Raw genomic sequence first — 17,854 nt, forward strand, 5'->3', positions numbered from 1 at the left:
CTTAATTTTAGAGAAGATCCTTTTGGCCAAAGAGAGGTTAGCATAAGAGTTTTTACTGTTATATCTGAGCTGGTTAATGGTACGAATGCCATGTTTTAGTGTCGGCTTTTCCCAACCTCTGGTATGAATTATAGAAAAGTCAGCATACGCCCTGAGTATGGGGTTGCCAAAATCAATGGTTAGCTCAATCGCCTGCTCTCCAGTTGCCAAGTAATATTTTCTGCATCAAACAGGGTAGCGGTTCTGGCCGGTCCGGACTGATCATCATTTTTGTGCTGTTGATTCAAACTGAACTTCCTTTTTGGTCAGAATCGTGTTGTCAGTTGTTACGATTCTGGAGACGGTGTCTGTGTGTCTGTTTATTGGCAAGATAAATCCCATAAAGATCTGTTCTTAGGGTAGACATTAAGGCAAATAAAGCAGTACTTACAGTGCAGAACTCATCCGGAACAGCCAAAATAAAGCTTCGAAACCATTATCAAGACTGAATAAGATGAGTACTACAAATAGTAGATTAGTTGAAAAAAATGCTGACCTGTTTTGATCAGTCAGAACTCCTCAGTATGGCGGAACAGCTTGGTTTTACTATACGGCAGCGAGATATCCGTCCTTTGGATTTTTTCTCTCACTGATCGATGCCCTCTCTGGTGATGGAATCTGCGACACCCAGGCGGATCTGCACCGTAAATTTAACGAGTTGACGGGTCTGAATATCTCCTATCGCTCTTGGGCAAATCAAGCTAAAAAAGACGCACTGCCTGCTCTTGTCTTGTGGCTATGGATGCAGTGCCTGGAAATATTTTCCCGCAAAGTCATGGCGTTTGATGAGATCACCTGAATGCAGGCCAGTCCATTTTAAGGAATTGTCTTTTAATAAGTTCCCGGTTTCCGTTCACCCTGAAGCTTGTCGAAGGGTAGTGCCACCGAACTTTGACAAGCTCAGTCCGAACGGAGTCAGGCAATGAAAATAGGGAAGTTATTTCCAGACAACTCCTTACATTTCTCTCCTCTGTGAATGAGTCTTTGGCTGATGGCTTTCTCAAGCTGGTGGAGAGGATGAACCATCCACTTTGGGCTGATCCCGATATTCAGGCCATAGAAAACGCAGTCGTATAGGGTGCTTAAAATTTGGACTGAGTATTATTGAAAATCAGCAATTACGCAAAATTGCAATGTTACTCGCGGATAAGTCGGCTGTGCTTAGCATACAAAGCTACCAGTTTGGTAGTCATAGACTGACCGTAATGAAATTCTCGATGGCAGTTAGGGCACAAGGCTATGGCGTTAGTTACCCTATCGGACCCTCCATCTGCCAAGTGTCTCAAATGATGTACTTCCAAAAAAGGTTCACCTTCAGCAGTGAGAAATGGAGCTTCACTGTCACAGCACTCACAATAGCCATTTGCTTCTTTAAGAACCCAGGCTTTTACTTTTGGGTCTCGCTGGTACTGGGTTACTTGAGTAGTAACAATTTGAGGCTTAAACTCTCCAAGTGGTTTTGAAAGTGTTTTTTTCTTTTTTAACTCAGAAACCTGGCTTTCAAACGTCGCTTGACCAACATAACTTTTGCTTTCTGCTTTTGATATCAGTCTTTCGATAAGTTCTATGTGGTTGGAGCCAACATTCTTTGCAGGTTTTAGTCCTTTAACCCATTTTCGTCCCATAAGAGACATAACATAAGAGATATTCTGCATTCGATACTCAAATGCTTTTTCGGTTCTGCCGAACCGTTTTGATAGGTCGGAGTAGTAATTTTTTTTAATATAATGTTCGTTTTTTGTGTCTTTTTTATGCATGTCCATATAGGCAAGCACAGAAGCTTCAAGTTCTTCTTCAGTCCATATTGTTGTCACAGTTATTTCCCTAAAATTTAATTTGGTAAAAATGGTGTAATCTGAATTTGATAAAAGTTGTAAGTTTCTATAATTTTACAATTTTAATTGATCTTGTTACAAGCTGCTAATGATACTTACTGGTTTTCGTTAAGGGATAGTTATAGAAGGTCAAAATATGAGCAAACTAATTGATGGGCATAAAGCTTCCATAGAAGAAGTAAATGATGAGTTTTCAGAATTTTATAACGATGGGGCATACGGTTCTGGAGATCAGGAAATTCTCAAGTACGCTGATGAATATGCTTACCAGAGGTATGGTATTAGTGCTGTTGATATAATTTGTGGCGGAGATATGAAAGAGTTTTTTGCGAAGTGGTACGATGAAAAAATTGGTGTTGAGGCTATACGGCGGTTAATTGATGAGCAGGCAGAGAAATATGATTTAACTATATTTAGGTTGTAATCCATAGATAACTAACCAGAGGCTCCCAATTCTATGACCATTATATTCTCTGATTATGATTTTTGAACCAGAATGACATAGGGCGAAATGCCCGTAAAGCACGCAAAGTAACTCTGGAATTGAACAAGAAAACCGCTACGATTCAATCACCCTTGTTGGCCATGGCCAGGAAAAGCCGCCGGTACGAATGGTTGAAAGATGCTGATTCCATTGCCTTGCAGCAGGCCATCATTAATCTGGATAGGGCATTTCAGAACTTCTTTAGCCCCAAACTTGAAGCCGGTAAGCCTCGCTTCAAATCCAAACATGGTCAGGAACAGACGACTGGCCTAAGCTATCTCTGATGCCGGATGGTCATCGCTGATCACCAGGCTGGAGTACAAGGCAAAGCAGACAGGAGATCACCTGGTCAAGATTGACCAGTGGTTTCCATCGTCAAAAGCCTGTTCTTGCTGTGGCCAGAAACGAAATGAGATGCCATTGAAAGTCCGGTCATGGGTCTGTTCCTGTGGAGCAATCCACGACAGGGATATTAACGCTGCCAAAACATTCGGCAGCAAGGCATCCTTAGATTAAAGGCGGAAGGGCATTCCGTTTCTGCTGATGGAGGCTTGCGTAAATCCGGCTTATCGCCGGTTGCAGCCTGAGAAGTCAGAAGTCTAGCCCGATAGGGCGGGTAATGTCACCCTCAAGCCTGCCTCCATTCTTCAACATTCCTTTCTCTCGACCAGGTTGGTTCCATTATGTATAAATTCATACGTCACCTCGTCTACCTTTTTCTCTTTCTCCTTATTCTTCAAGACAGTAGCGCCAACGTCATTCTTCATGCTTTCAACTGGAAGTACTCGGAAGTCAGCGAAAAAGCTGATGAGCTAGGTAAGCTGGGCTACCAGATGGTCCTGGTATCCCCGCCACTGAAAAGCACCGGTGAAGAATGGTGGGCTCGTTACCAGCCCCAGGACTACCGTGTGATAGAAAACCCTTTGGGGGACACCAATGACTTCAGGCAAATGCTTAATACCCTTAAACAGCATGGTGTGGTCGTATATGCCGACATCGTCCTGAATCACATGGCCAACGAAGCTTATGAACGGGATGATCTTAATTTTCCCGGGCAAAAAATCCTTGCACAATACGCAGCCAGCCCCACAAAGTACTCCTCCCTGAGGCTTTTTGGCGACCTGGGCAAGAACCTCTTCTCTGCCTCGGACTTCAATCCTGCAACCTGCATCAATAACTATAACTCGACTTATGAGGTTCAAAACTGGCGGCTTTGTGGCGCTCCCCCGGATACCGGTCTGCCGGACCTGGTTAACAATGACTGGGTTGTTGAACAGCAACAAAAGTATCTTCGGAGTTTGCGTGACATGGGGGTCAAGGGCTTCAGGATTGACGCAGCAAAGCATATGCCCCTTGAGCATGTAAACCAGGTCATCACGGCTGACATCAAGCATGGTATGCACATTTTTGGAGAGATCATTACCAGTGGTGGGGCGGGAAACTCTGAATACGACAGGTTTCTGAAACCTTACCTGGATGGTACAGGCTTTGCCGCTTACGATTTCCCGCTATTCAGTAGCCTGTATAATGCTTTCAAAATCGGCGGAAGCCTGAACCTTCTTGTTGATCCCCTTGCCTATGGTCAGGCTCTTCAGCCAGGAAGAGCCATTACTTTTGTTACCACCCATGACATTCCCAATAACCAGGGCTTTCGTTACCTGATCATGGACGAGACTGATGAGCAGCTGGCCTATGCCTATATCATGGGACGTGACGGTGGCGTCCCCCTGGTGTTTTCCGATCATAACGAGAGCGGGGACAACCGCTGGGCAGATGCGTACAGGTCCGGCAGCTTAACAGCCATGCTTGAATTCCACAGGGCAAACCAGGGGCAACCCATGAAAATAATAGGGCATGGTGACTGTTTTCTGCTGTTTAGCCGGGGAGAGTCTGACGCTACCGGGGTGGTTGGTATTAACAAGTGTGAACATGGCCAGGAATACTGGGTAAACACTCAGGAACATAAATTCTTTTGGCACCAAACTTACTTTGATGTACTGGAACCTGCTGACACATTCATAGTCAGCAGCCAATTTCACCGGCTCTACATACCGGGGCGCAAGGCAAAAATGTGGATGCGGCAGTGATGGTCTAACCTGAAAAATTTTCGCTTTTATATGCTTTGCAGCAGAGTGAAAAAAGGGCTGCGGTTCAGGCCTGTGCAATGGGGTCAGGGGACGTCTGTGAGAACCTGCCATCAAAACGGTTGGTCTGGCAACGGTTAGATCGCCCTGGTACTGACGGCTGAGCTGTGTGGTCGTGTCTTCTACAGCAACCTGCATATATTTGCCAGTGGCATCTTGGCAGCGGGGCCCGTTGTCTTGTCATCATACTGTGGTAGCAGGAGCAAAGAGTCCCTTGCAAGCCCGGAATTGGGCACCATTTGGTAAAAAACTCTCCCTTCATGTGCACGTGACTTCACGATATAACCGCGCTCATTGAGTAGACGGGCACCCGGAGAGCCGGGCTGTAGGAGCATCTGCTCCAGTTCAGATTGTGCCGGGGTACCAACAGCGGGCAGGATGGCCTCCTGCTGGAGCCGCAACGCCTCAGCTTCCAGAGCATCACGGATGCCAGCGGGAATCCGATCTTCCAGCCCGGGTTGATCAGCCGCCACGATGATCTTATCTGCCAGGGTCATTGCTTCGGGTAACTTGATTTGTCGAAGTTCCTCTTCATTGTGCAGACTTCGATAAGCGCCACCGGAGCCGATATCCGGATCCCAGCAGTCAGGCAGCCGGGAATCTTCGGGCCTTGGGTGTTCTGCAAAGCAGGCTGAGATACCGGCTTTCTCAGCGATAACTAACCGGACCAGATCATCCAGACACTCACGCAAACACTGATAGGGATTCGGTGCCTGTTCAATCAGTAATCGTCGTTTATGGTTATCAACCGGGAGATGGTATTTACGGGTGAACGGATTGGTCATCTGGTGATGCCAGCCACCGGTAATGCTGGCCAGATCCCGAAAACTCAACAATGCTGACTGGATCAGCAGGGTGAATTGCGGGTTATTGACCACGGCCAACAGTTCGATCATTTCCGGATGAAAATGGCCATCATGGATCATTTCCAGGGTGTCCATTGCGGCTGAGTCAGTTGACAGTCTGATTGTCGGAAAGTCCTCCCGGGGCGGTTTGACCCGAAGGATATCCACTATATCCCCAAAGCGCAGCACCTGGCGCAGCAGTAACTCATCCTCCGGGCATTGGTGGTCAGGGGTAAACGACGGGTTACCCACATCCATCATTTTACAATTTTTGTTTCTCAGGGCGCTGGCCACCAGAGTAACCAGCTGCCCGGGGTACTGTTGCAACCCGGTCATATCACGCTGGAACAGTTCCGCTGCCCGAAGCTCTTCAACCTCTTTATGCTCATCTTCAGCGACAGCATCGTGGTAGAGTTCGGCAATGGGCAGCAACTCCAGCAACTGGGGATGCTTAAGCAGTAACTCCCGGAATGGCTTATGAAAGTGCGGCAACACCGTTTGATCCATAAGGAATTCGGTGGCCAGCTGGGTGCGCAGGGCGTGATCCAGTCCGTGCCATTTGCGATAAAAGGGTTGTATGCCCTCCGTCAGGATGGTTTGTGCCCTGTAGGGATGGGGAAACTGGTAATAATGCTGACCGACCACCTGGGTAATTGACCCATAGCGGCTATCAGGCAGGTTTTCCCTGCTCTCAAAGGTTGGCGGGGATGCCAGAAATGTCTCCAGCCAGGCAAGCTGGTTTGCACCGTGTTCTATTGACCGGACCACAGCTGGAATAGAAAAGCAATAGGCCTTACCCAGGAACATAATAACATTATCGCTAACAGAGGATTTGCGCGTCGCTATAAGCTCTAAATGTGCACGTAACTGTTCATCACTGTAGCTCCGGGGTGATAATCGCTGTTCCAGAAATTCCCTGACTGCACCCCCGTTATCAGATCGGTTGACAACAAAGCGATAATAAAACTCTATGCCAAACAGTTCATCGACCATCTGATGAAGATGGATACTACCGAACTTCCTCCTGTAGTTGTCATGATACCTGAGCAATAGCTTCTTTAAGGTCGACAAGCGACTGATAATCTCGTCAGGATCAGTAACGGGGCCATCGTCACTTTGGCAAAGAAGTGACCACAGCATCTCGTGTCGTATGATATCGGCTTCATCTGCTGTCAGCAGATTCGCCCTGCGAAAATGTTTGGCAGATATTAACAAGGTACAGTCAGGCAAGTTCAGGGCTGGAGTGAGATGGACTCTTGTACCGTATGCGATCAGAAGACAGCACACCAACGGATTATTGTGGGAGACTCCTGAACACTCTGGTGACCCTGATAATAATGGTACAAACAATTTGTGTTTTAATAGCTCCCGACAAATAACAGCTTGTGCCGCAAAGTGGGATTTGGTTTGCTGCAGGAGGTAATCCCAGCTGAGTTTGACGCGCCGTTGTTCATAAGTATTATCTGCCCCGTCGTACAGGATTCCGGGAAAATGTTCTTTTATCGGGCATTGCCTGATCAACGCCTCCATCAATAGATTGGGTAAACCGACCGGACTTTTAACCCTGTCGTCCAGGGTTGAAAGTGCGTTCATGAATTTTGCTGAATCGTAGTGCTCAATGGCTGTCAGGAGGGCGTTGATATCAATATTCTCTTCTCCAAACTCCACAGCTACCGTGCTGACCTGCTGTGGGATATTTGCCAACAGCTTCAGGAATCGCTCACAGCCGGACTGGCTCAATAACTGGTAAAGGTTATGCTCATAACCAATGACGCTCCCATATCGGGAAAAAGCATGGGTGTGGTATTGCAGCTGTTGCACCTGTGCACGGCTGAGTGTCACCGGGGAGTGAACCACGCCCTGAAAGCTGTTGAACAGGCACAGTTTAACCGGTTCACGAAACTCACCACCGGACAGGTTACCTTTCTTTTGCTCAAGCGTCAGGATATTGCCCATAACTTCTTCAATACGACGAAAAGAAAGTTCCCTGCCAAAGTCAAGAAGATAGCCATAGTGCATGCGGTCAAAATTAATTTGACAGATAATCTCGGGATATTTGCCGGTTTTCGTACGGAATGTGGGATGCGCTTTGTGGAGTAAATAGCCATTCTTGCCAATGTGACCTGAGGATAATCTAAAAGGTGATCCGTCAAATAACGAATGCCATCTGCGTTCCCACTCATCCATTTTCGTTGTTAACACATCCCAACTGGTAATTTTCTTGATACGTTTCGAGTGCAGATGTTGGGGTTCTCCATTGGCATCTGAAGCAACATCTTGTTTAAAAGCCCAGCGCATATCGCAGCCGCGTTCAGGTTTCAGAATAGTAAGGACCCGGTCTGATCCCATCAGAAACTCATCAAAGCGCTTATGGTGAGTGGTTAGGGCATATCGGGAACCCCGGCGCAATAAACTTATCGGTCTGTATTGATTTCCGGAACCCGCTTCTTTTGACGCATTGACAACACGGACCATCATTCCGGCAAACTGACCGTTTAATGCAGTAACAGGGTGATAATTGTCACCTGCCGATTGTGATTCATTAAATACCGGTGAACCTGGGCCTGTTCCCTGCTGAGGTATGGACATATCAATGATCTCCTTGCATTTAAAATCGTATCCGACTTACATTTTATTGTTGTTTCAGAGTGTCTATTGATGTTTAAGCGTGTCGTGCTGATCAAACCCGAAAGACCCTTGCCCGGTTCAATGCACTGCCTTTTGCATGGGGGCACCATAACGTAATCTGAATTCAAGCGAATATAAGCATCAGACAAAAAAAATACCGAAAGGTTCTTTAAAATCCGGAGCCAGGCAGGTCAGGCGGACGAACCCGGATATCTAATTCCCTGATTTTTGCGACGCTGTATTCTTTGCTCCCTGGAACGTTTCTTTTCTCGCTCTGCGAAAGCGGGATCATTCTGGTAGCGCGCTTTTTGGCGCTCACTTCTGAGCTTGTTTTGGCGCTTCATTATTGAAGGGGGAGCTTCAACTATTTTTTTTGCCTGGATGTTATCACTTGAAGTCTGGTTCAGGTTTAGTGGGGTTATTGCAGTAGCTGGTGGTGACATTTGTGGTTCAGAGACTTCGTCAGGAAGGTTGATTAATAGATAAACCGGATTCAAATGGTACGTTTGTGTTGCCTTACTGGTCTCAGGCTGACACGTGGGTAAGAAGATCTGCTGATCAAAAGGAATGTCTGGTGTTGACGGTAGCGTATACTTGATGGACTTATCACTGGAGTTCTCCAATGTATATTGATCAGAAACTGGTTTTGATCTGTCAGGATTATCTATGCCGAAACTTTCTTCTGACTACAAAATAAATGCAGGTTAAGGTGACGCCAACAACATCAGGATCATTGGGCTGTTTTGCCAGCCCGCCCCCTCCGGCTCTGCCGGAAATAAAGGTACAGGCTGTCACCGAAAAGCACTTGTTCAGTGTTGATGACGAGAGATTCAGGCCTCTGAAAGCGCTCATGGACAGCAAAAATATAAAGTCTCTGTTCATCCGCGAACTGAAACAATTGTCAGACAGAGTGATCACGGTCTTTCCTCCACAGGAATTTCTGTACATCGGGATAGGCCGAAGCCCGGCAACGGTCATTGCAGAGCTTCAGGGGCGGTTAGGAAAAGACGCGGCATGCAATATACCGCTTTCCGATTTTCAGTTTCTGGAAACCTGTAAAAAGGGCAGGGTTGGATTTAAACAAAAGATGACTCCTGAACAACAGAAGGCTCTTTTTCATCATTTTGATAAGGTTCTTGGGTCGCTAGCCAGCAATCGAAAAGTGCTGATTATTGATTATGTCTGGTCAGGATGCACACTCTTGTCAGCCACCTATTTTTTTCATCAGTATTTTCGAGAAAAAGACTCAGCCATGGTCGTGAGTCCGGCGACGGGCAACAGCGAGAGAAAGGTGCATGCCCTGGCACTGGGCGACTGTCTGATATTACCAAAAGATATTACTTCCTTTGGTGCGAATCTGATGCAGGCAATCCAGCCGGTAGTTCCCGCCGGGTGCTATGACCAATGGGAATACGGCGATGGTTTTGAACACACCCTGCATTGTTCCCATGCCAAACCGCTTGCCGAGTACACCCAGCGGGTCACAGTAGCTGACCTGGCCAGGGGCAAGGCGGAAAATTTATGCCGCAACCCGCTCTACGATCTGCTGGTTGACTACTTGCGCGCCGAAGATCATGAGGCGGTACCAGCAGCACTGTTTACTGAGTGGGTTCTGTATCATGAATTTGCACCTTGATGGGCTGGAACTGAATGTTCATGCTGGTCAGATGTCTCGATAGCATGGTCTGCCCGGGTAATCTGAGCCATCAGTTGTTCATGCAGCCCGGCAGGACCGTGCACTCTGAATATACGCATCAGTTTTCTCAGGAAGATTTCAGTGGCTTGTCGTTTTTCCAGAGATAGTCCTTCGAGGTTATCAATACCTTTCATAAAGCATTCAATGGACTTGCCGGACTGCTCAACACTGAGAGACTCCGACACGGTTATCCATAGGCTTTTGGCCTCATTGATCAGAAAATCATTACTAAAGCTGGCGAGTGCCTGAACATTATCTTCTGGCCATTCCCGGATTCTTTTAGCAACATTGAACAGCAACAGGTCGGTGGGGTAGAGCCCTTCATAATCGGCCTTGGTCAAGAGTGTTTTTAACAAGTGTTCCCGATCCAGGGCGATCCGGTTTTGCAGGCAATCGGAAGGATAGTCTGCATCGAGATCCTGCCTATTACTGACATTATTGAGCAGTTGCAGCAGGGATTTAAGCAGGGCTGGCTTTGCCAGTTGCGCTATCAGGTGCAGAAGGTTTCTGTTATCACCGGAAGGGTTGGCTGTCAGCAACCGATTAAAGGAACCCAGGTCGAGGTACTGGGTTTCTTCAAGGCATTTGATCATTGTTTCGCAAGCCCTGTTGCGCTCTTTTGCTGCTGCGAAAATCAGCGCGCTGGATGGCTTGCCGTCATCATCCTGCCCAAGCAGTTTCCATGATGAGATTCTGCCGTTTTTATACAGTGACTCCAGTAAGGGGAATGCCCCCGAGACATTAATAATCTGGAACGGCAGGTTGTCCGTTGACCGCCACTGGCAGTGGCGCTCATCGATACCTGGCCAGGGAGGCTCAATGATATCCGTATATTTGCAGGGAACGTGCTTTTCCTGAGCTTTACAGTCCTCAACAATTTCTTCAATAACGCTGGCAGTATCTTTGTTTTCACGGAGATATTGACACAACACCCGCTGCATAGCGCGCTCTTTTGTCAAGTGATGTCCATTTTCAAAGGCTCTGCTGAACAGTGCCAGCTCGGCGGCTTTTGTGGTTTTTTTCTGAGCCTCAAGCTCTGGCTTCAGGCTGGCTTCCAGTTGTGCAACCGCTGCCCTGACCCGCGCTGAATTTTTAGCAATGGTGTTTCGCGTTGCCTGAATTTGTTGTTGTAATTCCGCCATTTTGTTTTCTATATCATCAATGGATACCAGACTTTCCAGCTCCATTAAATCGACGACATCCGGAAGGATTTCCGGGTCGATATGGCGAGACTGACATTTCCCTGCAAACTCCAGCCATTGCATATCTTCTTGATATCTTTCATGGTTTCTTTTGTTTTGCAATCCCTTTGAATACAGCGTTGAAGTTGCCTGGTGCTGGGCACTGCTGGCATAGCTCAAGCCGTGATAATCATCTCTGTTATCATAGGCAATAAGTGCATCAGCGTAGGAATACGCCCGGTCTTCAATCATTATCTCGCAATGCATTCGGTTTTCTAACAGATGAAACAGTTCTTCCTTACCTTCTTGTAACTTCCTGACCATTTTGTTGTACACCTTTCCCATTGCGACCAGGATTGTGTTTTCTCTCTCAATCTGTTTTCTTAGACGGTTAATCTTTCCGATATTCTTTTCCTTGAGTATATCCATAGTCTCAAACACGTTGAAGCCGAAGTTTTGGTGTCTGCTAAAAAATTTGCGGGAGCGGTTGCTCGCGGCCGTTTTCAGCGGCTGGCTGTTTGCTCCCATACCGATCAAGTCGAACAGACTGGCACCGGCAGGTAATGCCGACTCCAAAGGAGCTGACTCAATGACTTCCTGCAATTGCTGTTGTTGTTGTTTGCTCAGTGGCTCCGTATCAATACCGGAATGTTTTGCAGTATGAGCCTGTGCCATCGACTCCAATGTTGATAGCAGAGTTTGGTTATGCTGGTAATCAATCCCATGCAACGGGTGTAACTCACACCTTTCCTGCTCGCTCCGCAAGCTGGACATGCTATGGTCATGCCTTTCACGGGTCCGGTACAGAGCTTTTTGTTGCTCAAGATCAGGTGTGCTGTACATGGGGTCTTCGTGTTGCAGAAAGTCCAGTGTGTGCTGTAATGATCGATATTTATTAAGCTGAGCCCGAGCACTGTCACTCCATGTCTGGCCCACCTCGACAATACGTTGGGCCAGTAGCTCAGGCTGTTGACTGAACTCACAGATGTCTCGATGAAACAGAGCCCTGCTGACTGGCCCTGATGTAATGTATCGGGTTCTTAATGCAGAAACAGTGTCCAGCAGTTTCCGGTCCTCCGGGGATAGTTCAGGGTTTTCAGGCCCACGAATGAACGCGTTTATCTGTTCCTGCAGCGCCTGTGGGGGAGTGAACTGGTGTATTTTCGAGAGATGTTTCAGCGTATTTCTGGTTTCAATCCACTGGTTATGGATGGACGCTATCTCATGGGTTGATTGCCACTGGCTGTGTTCCTGCTGTACCTGGTGGAACTGATCACACAACGCAATAATCTGCTGTAAGGTTTCGTCCTCATTTTGAATGGGGCGATCGGCCCTGATCGTGCTGTTGGCAAACTGTTCCAGCCGATCTATTCCGGCTTTAGTAGCTTCTTTCTCGGTAATCAGACCATCGTCATTGATTTGATTGAGCCAGGTGCCAATCAGTGGGATAAGTGCCTTGAGTTGGTCGTACAGGTAGCATCTGGACAGCTGGGCTCTATCCTCATGGGGGTTCTGGTCAGACATTGCCATGTCAGAATCAATACCGGAAGCGTCGCAGGCTTTCGGTGTTGTTCTACTGACGCGCTCTTCAGGAAGAAACTGCTGACAAAGTCCGGAAGCGACTTTAATCAGGTCTTTGATGGCCAGGCTAAGGTCTTCCTGGTAGGCAGGCTGGTGATGGGCCGTTAATATCTGTTGCTGCTGCTTCAGGCTGCTTAATTCCCACCGTTGCTCCATTCTTCTTTCTACTTTATTGATCATCTGGTCAATTATGTGTGGGTAGTCATCAGAGGGCTGCTTCGATGGACGGATGGATTCAAAGACGGAATCCATTATTTGCTGATAGCTGCAACTGCGATCACTTTGCCAGAAAGCGGCTTTCACCGACTGCCGGATCCTGTTCCCCAGTAAACCGTCAGGTTGGCACCACTCGTTTTTGAAAAGCTCACTCATTTGCAGCTTTAGTTTATTGGATTCACTGTTAGCGTAGCGACCGTAATAGTCATTGGCGAACCGGAGAGAACGGCTTCTGGATTGAATGATATACAGCGTTTTGATGAAACTCCTGAATGGGTTGTCTGTTGGGTGTAAATCGGCAAATAACTGAAAGGCCGTCAGCTCCAGCAGCTGTTTGCGCATGTTAGTGTCAGGCAGCCCGGGGAGGAGGGCTTCTATATGCTGTAACAGAGAGCATAATGTCTGGCTTGATGCCCGGCCCTGAAAATGGGTGATGATGGCCCTGAGGTTAAGGCCTGGCTCTGTGGTTTCTGCCACTGCCAACAGTTCCCTGATAACGTCCATAGTCTCCCGTTCTGCAGGGGGGAGTTCGGTGATGCTGGCAGAAGAGTCTTCTGTTTTTCGCGCTTTTCGGGGGACAGACTCGGTGGAGGAGCGGATAGTGAGCGGCCTTTTCAGTGACGTTTGTACATTGTCACTGCCTGGGAAAACAGCGCTGTCGTTTTCTCTGCTCGCTTGCTGAATAACCGGCAGCACTTCGGTGTTGAAAACCTGGTAGACATAGGTAATTTGACTTTTATCCTGAGCGCTCCCGGTAAACAAGAAGGTGATGGGTAACTCCATTTTTAGCCAGTCAACCGGTTGTGTCAGGTCGGTTGATCGGGTCGATAGCAGAAAATCCTCCCGTAGTTTTTGTTCGTCGCGCCCCATTCGTTCAATCCTCCGCTGACGTGAATCGTCTTCAAGTCTTACTGAAGGAATACGAAAGTGTTTGTCCCTGGGCAGAAGCAGATGATGTGGATCAAGTGTGACAGCATGGTCACTGGTCAGCAGATAGTCGGGAACGCTAAGATAGTTCTCTGCTGAAATGGTGTTGTTGCCAGAAGGTTCTCTGTCGTAAATACGGCCCCGGAACCCCATGTCGGACAGTTTTTCCCAGCGTTCACCGTCGTCGCTGTTATTGGCATAGGGTCGGTAACGTCCACAGGTGCGCTGTACGGCTTGAAACCCTTCCTCGTCGATATCGTCGTCGTAGCTGTCGTCTGAATCTTGCGAGTCATGTTTATAGGCGCGCAGCGCGTCTCGCAACTCTCCCAGGTCGCTATCGTAGCCGTAGCTATCATCTGAATCTGGCAGGTAAGGCTTATGACCGGGTATTACGGCTTGCGACCTTTCCGGGTCGCTATCGTAGCTGTAGCTATCACCTGAATCTGGCAGGTAAGGAATATCATCGGATTCGGCTTGCGACCTTTCCAGGTCGCTATCATCTGAATCTTCCAGGTAAGGATTATAGGCGGGTATTACGGGTTGCGACCATTCCTGGTCGCTATCGTCGTTGTATCTCTTATCTGAATCTTGCCTGGCAGGTTCATAGGGACGCAATCGGGCTTGCAACTCTTGCGGGTCGCTATTAGCGTCGTAGCTATTGTCGTCGCAGCTATCGTCGCAGCTATTATCGTCGCGGCTGGTATCTGAATCTTGCTGGTCAGGATTATGGGCGGGTGTTGCGCCTTGTGACCTTTCCTGATCGCTCACATAGTCGAAGTAATAACCTGTATCTTGCTGCTCAAGTTCATTGGTGGGCAGTACGGCCTGCAACCCCTCATTATGATGGTCAATAAGGGTTTGGGCCTTATTCACGGCCTCCAAAGGCACTGATAACCCATCCGTTGATGCCATCATTACGATGCACTGCGCCATTCTCAGCTGGAGGGTTTTAATCAGGCAATTAACCGATTGTTCTTTGGACTTCTTTACGGCTTCAGTAACATGTTGGTCAATGGAATAGGTCAGGATCAGTTGGGTTTTGTACATTTTTATTAGAATATCCTGACCAACGCTCTCTGTTGCCAGTAGATTTTTCAGCAGGGACTGGTCTCTGAATTTAAGCAATGTGTAGATAATGCCCAGGCGGTTTTCTGCACTGACTGACGGGGTGAGGTCGCAGAGCAGTGTGGCAAACAGCTCAACGACGTCAGACAGTTGTTGTGGGCTGGCATCATTAATGGCCTTATCAATTCCCTTTTTTAGCCGCTGCACACAAGGGTTGTCCGTTTCATGGCCACTGAGCAGACGCTCTTTATAGATGCAGAGTTTCTCCAGCCCGGTCCTTCTCAGGTCTGGTAATTTTGTGTAAAGCTTGCTGGTAACCATACTTTGCAGCCAGGTCAGTTGCTGGCTGCTGAGTTTGCTGCCTTTCAGATGGTGTTGTGATAGCCAGCAAAAAAGTGGTTTCAGCAGGGTAAAGCCGGGATGGACGGTTAATTTCAGCGTTGGAATCAGGGCGGTCAGTGCCGTGCACTCTTTTCCGGTGGCAGGTGACAAACCGGGCTCTGTGTTGAGAGCCCGGGCAATGTGCTGCTTGATGGCTGAGTCCTGAAGTTTCAGAACCTTCAACAGTACCCTCTGCCAGTGAGCCATGGCTACTGCTTTTCTTTTTTGCACATGATCCAGAATAACCCCCGGGTCTTTACCTGCGGTTTTTCCGAAAGGGGTTAGACGATCATGCAGCTCGCGGAATGTCTCATCACCGAGATCCTCCCGGGTAAAGTGATGCAGGCCAACACTTATGGTCTGTGGCTGACCATTGATTTTTATCTGCGCTGAGTCGGGTTGCTCACCTGCCAGGCGATGCAGCTCCTGTAGTTTATACCCCTGTTTGATCCGGCTTATCAGTTCCAGTAACAATCCGGTCTGAAGATGTGACGGGTGATCTGAGGCTTTGAACATCTCCTCCCGGTTCATTTTTCTTAAATAGGGGGTGAACTCAAGGGCTGGTAACAAATGGGTCAGGACAGACGTTTGCGACATCCCGGTTGTTGACATTAACGACGGAATGAGTCGTTCAAAAAGACGGTTTTTTTCAGAGGTCTGTTTGTAATCAATCTTGGTCAGCTGGTGAAGATGCACTCGGTCGGCAATGGTTTTTTCCGGAACCCTTCTTGTGACATAGCCTGATACATGGTCTGTGGCAATAACAGGAATCTGTTTTCTGGTTGTCTGAGTGCTGCAGTGCGGGGTACCAGGGCTCAGCTTGTCTGATTGTGATGAAATCGTTAAATCAAGAAACTGTGGACTTAATGTGGTGTTGAGTGGATCCATACTGCTGCTCTTAATGCTAATTGTCTGTTTTGATCACAAAGACCGGCGAAGTACCATGTGGTTGATCAGATGTATTAATAGCTTTCGTACAAAGCCCGGTAATCAGAAGCAGCCCCGGAGGACAACCGTACGACAAATTACGGAAAACTGGCTCAGCAAGTATCCCATTAGTTCATCCAGTTAAGTAAAAGTTCCCGCGTTATATTTTTTCCTGTAAAGGTTGGTCTAACGAACTGATATTGACAATGGCCGGATGATGATGGAGTTCAACGGCCGGGAGATAAAATCAGGGTCTTATATGGTCCGCCCCGCTTTGCAAGGAAAAGTTTTCCATCGTGTATCAACAGGGTTCGCAGGTAGGTATCGCCCCGTTTACTGATCCCCAGCAACGTGGGCACGCCACCGGTTGATTGCTGCTTTGGCACCAAGCCCAGCCAGGCAGCCATTTCCCTGCCATTTTTAAATGCTGATATATCTCCAATCGCAGCAAACAGTGCTGTAGCACTGAGTAACCCAATGCCGGGTATGGTTAGCAAAAGTTTGCAAGCTTCAATGCCGATAACGCATTGAGGCAGGTTAGCCATAAAGGGCAAGAGTTCCTTGCGGTTAAGTTTCTTTTTGAGAGCCACATGACCTTTGGCATCAACTCCATGTAACTGGAAACTCTTTTTGCTCAGTTCAATTCCGAGAAAAACAACCTGACCCCAGCTTTTTCTTAGCACGGATGAGCAGGTCGCGTTTATGGAAAAGCTGCTGGCCGCGCACAAAACGCTGATCCAGGCGGAGGCGGACATTACCACGGCCCGGTTAGGCATTATCGGGCAGTGTTCGGATGATAAACGGCCATTGCTGAATGTCTGGCTGAAACAGGTAGCGGCGTTGCCGGTACTGGCCCCCAAACCACACCCGGAAAAGGATATTCCCAGTGAACCCCATAACAGCAATTAAGCGCTACCTGGCGGACACCCCCGGCAATGAGCCAATGAATACCCTTGGCCTGACGGCGGACGGGCGGATTGTACGCCTGGCAGAGCAGGAGGAGAGCCAGCGGCCGACACTGCGCAAGGGGTTTGAACGCCAGCTCAGGGCTTTGATGCCCCGGGAGATAGGCAGGAAGAGCAGGCAGCGGATGATCAAAAAAACGCTAGGCACTGATGTACAAACCTTGGGTGGGCACATAGAGGAGCTCTGGCGGGACCGGCAGATCCGAAACCGGCTGTTGGAGTTGGAGACGAAGTATGCCAGTGAATTGGTTAAACTCGATAAGCTGACTTCAACTCACATCACCCCCACCGGGTATGCGAACACTGAAGGCAAGAACCAACCGGGCGAGCCTCTCGCCGAATATATTTTTATCAACGAGTTCACCCAACGCCACTGGACATTCATAGACAACGCCAAGACCGGGGCTGTTAATCGCAAAGATTTCTATATGAGCAATGTGATAGCCCGGCAGTACAAGCTGAGTTTTGACACGTCCGAGTGGCTACTGGAACTGCCTGAGATCATTGAGCGGGATTCGATAACGAATAAGAAAACTATCGAGACTCTGAAACAACATCAAGACGATTACTCTTCGGATGATTTTCGAACGGCCTTCCTGGAAACGACGGACAACGGCAAGAGCACGGACAGAGTTGCACGGGACCTTGGACTGATTATTGGATCGATCACTGTTACTTATGAGGGACAGCCAGTGGACAGGATTGCGGACCCGATTGACATCGAGCAGGCGCATAAAAAGTTTTGCGTGCAAGTCCATGTCAGACCGGACCCGGCGGTGTACGACGTTCCATGAAGTGGCTGATCGCAGGGTCGGACACGGCCCGATGCCTGGCTGAATCAGGTAGCGGCGTTGCCGGTACTGGCCCCTGAACCTCACCCGGAAAAGGATACTCCCAGTGAACCCCACAGCCGCAGCGACACAGGCCATTGAGCGCTACC

The 17,854-nt window shown here is 48.3% G+C and carries 13 protein-coding genes and 1 pseudogene; 7 read left to right on the forward strand and 7 right to left on the reverse strand.

What is annotated here, in order from left to right; translation table 11 throughout:
* Both ACO6V1_RS17525 and ACO6V1_RS17530 read right to left on the reverse strand, forming a co-directional pair.
* Nucleotides 1–210, reverse strand: a 210-nt coding sequence (locus ACO6V1_RS17525) for a hypothetical protein (RefSeq protein ID WP_422467826.1), incomplete at its 3' end; no start/stop codon positions are given.
* A gap of 965 nt (nucleotides 211–1,175) precedes the next feature.
* Nucleotides 1,176–1,853: an HNH endonuclease gene (locus ACO6V1_RS17530; RefSeq protein WP_422451099.1), complete on the reverse strand. Its 678-nt coding sequence runs from the start codon at nucleotides 1,851–1,853 to the stop codon at nucleotides 1,176–1,178.
* Between the two features lie 157 nt (nucleotides 1,854–2,010).
* Between ACO6V1_RS17530 and ACO6V1_RS17535 the strand changes: the two genes are divergently transcribed.
* The 4 genes from ACO6V1_RS17535 to ACO6V1_RS17550 all read left to right on the forward strand — a co-directional run bounded on the left by ACO6V1_RS17535 (nucleotide 2,011) and on the right by ACO6V1_RS17550 (nucleotide 4,445).
* Nucleotides 2,011–2,298: a hypothetical protein gene (locus ACO6V1_RS17535; protein WP_422451100.1), complete on the forward strand. Its 288-nt coding sequence runs from the start codon at nucleotides 2,011–2,013 to the stop codon at nucleotides 2,296–2,298.
* Nucleotides 2,299–2,360: 62 nt separating this feature from the next.
* Nucleotides 2,361–2,642 carry a hypothetical protein gene (locus tag ACO6V1_RS17540; RefSeq protein ID WP_422462961.1) on the forward strand — a complete coding sequence of 94 codons (282 nt, stop codon included), beginning with the start codon at nucleotides 2,361–2,363 and terminating at the stop codon, nucleotides 2,640–2,642.
* Between the two features lie 61 nt (nucleotides 2,643–2,703).
* Complete coding sequence (locus ACO6V1_RS17545) at nucleotides 2,704–2,874, forward strand: zinc ribbon domain-containing protein (protein ID WP_422467839.1); 171 nt, start codon at nucleotides 2,704–2,706, stop codon at nucleotides 2,872–2,874.
* A gap of 167 nt (nucleotides 2,875–3,041) precedes the next feature.
* Nucleotides 3,042–4,445: an alpha-amylase family protein gene (locus tag ACO6V1_RS17550; protein WP_422462959.1), complete on the forward strand. Its 1,404-nt coding sequence runs from the start codon at nucleotides 3,042–3,044 to the stop codon at nucleotides 4,443–4,445.
* Nucleotides 4,446–4,624: 179 nt separating this feature from the next.
* Here ACO6V1_RS17550 and ACO6V1_RS17555 read toward each other — a convergent pair whose 3' ends face one another.
* Together ACO6V1_RS17555 and ACO6V1_RS17560 are read right to left on the reverse strand one after the other, a co-directional pair.
* Nucleotides 4,625–7,936 carry a hypothetical protein gene (locus ACO6V1_RS17555; protein ID WP_422467828.1) on the reverse strand — a complete coding sequence of 1,104 codons (3,312 nt, stop codon included), beginning with the start codon at nucleotides 7,934–7,936 and terminating at the stop codon, nucleotides 4,625–4,627.
* A 230-nt stretch (nucleotides 7,937–8,166) separates the two neighbouring features.
* Nucleotides 8,167–8,598, reverse strand: coding sequence for a hypothetical protein (locus ACO6V1_RS17560; protein ID WP_422467830.1), 432 nt, complete (start codon nucleotides 8,596–8,598; stop codon nucleotides 8,167–8,169).
* 227 nt (nucleotides 8,599–8,825) lie between these two features.
* Between ACO6V1_RS17560 and ACO6V1_RS17565 the strand changes: the two genes are divergently transcribed.
* On the forward strand, nucleotides 8,826–9,611 hold the full coding sequence (locus tag ACO6V1_RS17565; RefSeq protein WP_422467832.1) for a hypothetical protein: 786 nt from the start codon (nucleotides 8,826–8,828) through the stop codon (nucleotides 9,609–9,611).
* Here ACO6V1_RS17565 and ACO6V1_RS17570 read toward each other — a convergent pair.
* Both ACO6V1_RS17570 and ACO6V1_RS17575 read right to left on the reverse strand, forming a co-directional pair.
* On the reverse strand, nucleotides 9,593–15,910 hold the full coding sequence (locus ACO6V1_RS17570) for a hypothetical protein (RefSeq protein WP_422467834.1): 6,318 nt from the start codon (nucleotides 15,908–15,910) through the stop codon (nucleotides 9,593–9,595). The two genes, ACO6V1_RS17565 and ACO6V1_RS17570, sit on opposite strands and share 19 nt — an antisense overlap.
* A 317-nt stretch (nucleotides 15,911–16,227) precedes the next feature.
* Nucleotides 16,228–16,446 (reverse strand): annotated as a pseudogene (locus tag ACO6V1_RS17575) (transposase); the annotation flags it as partial.
* Nucleotides 16,447–16,651: 205 nt separating this feature from the next.
* On the opposite strand from ACO6V1_RS17575, the gene ACO6V1_RS17580 reads away from it, so the two are divergent.
* Together ACO6V1_RS17580 and ACO6V1_RS17585 are read left to right on the forward strand one after the other, a co-directional pair.
* Nucleotides 16,652–16,858, forward strand: a complete 207-nt coding sequence (locus ACO6V1_RS17580; protein WP_422462951.1) for a hypothetical protein — start codon at nucleotides 16,652–16,654, stop codon at nucleotides 16,856–16,858.
* Nucleotides 16,836–17,708, forward strand: coding sequence for a hypothetical protein (locus ACO6V1_RS17585; protein ID WP_422467835.1), 873 nt, complete (start codon nucleotides 16,836–16,838; stop codon nucleotides 17,706–17,708). The genes ACO6V1_RS17580 and ACO6V1_RS17585 overlap by 23 nt, the downstream gene beginning before the upstream one ends.
* On the opposite strand, the gene ACO6V1_RS17590 is transcribed toward ACO6V1_RS17585, so the two are convergent.
* Nucleotides 17,674–17,854, reverse strand: a 181-nt coding sequence (locus ACO6V1_RS17590; protein WP_422467837.1) for a hypothetical protein, incomplete at its 5' end; no start/stop codon positions are given. The genes ACO6V1_RS17585 and ACO6V1_RS17590 overlap by 35 nt on opposite strands.

This window comes from Endozoicomonas sp. ALC013 (genome assembly GCF_049310205.1).
GTDB lineage: Bacteria > Pseudomonadota > Gammaproteobacteria > Pseudomonadales > Endozoicomonadaceae > Endozoicomonas.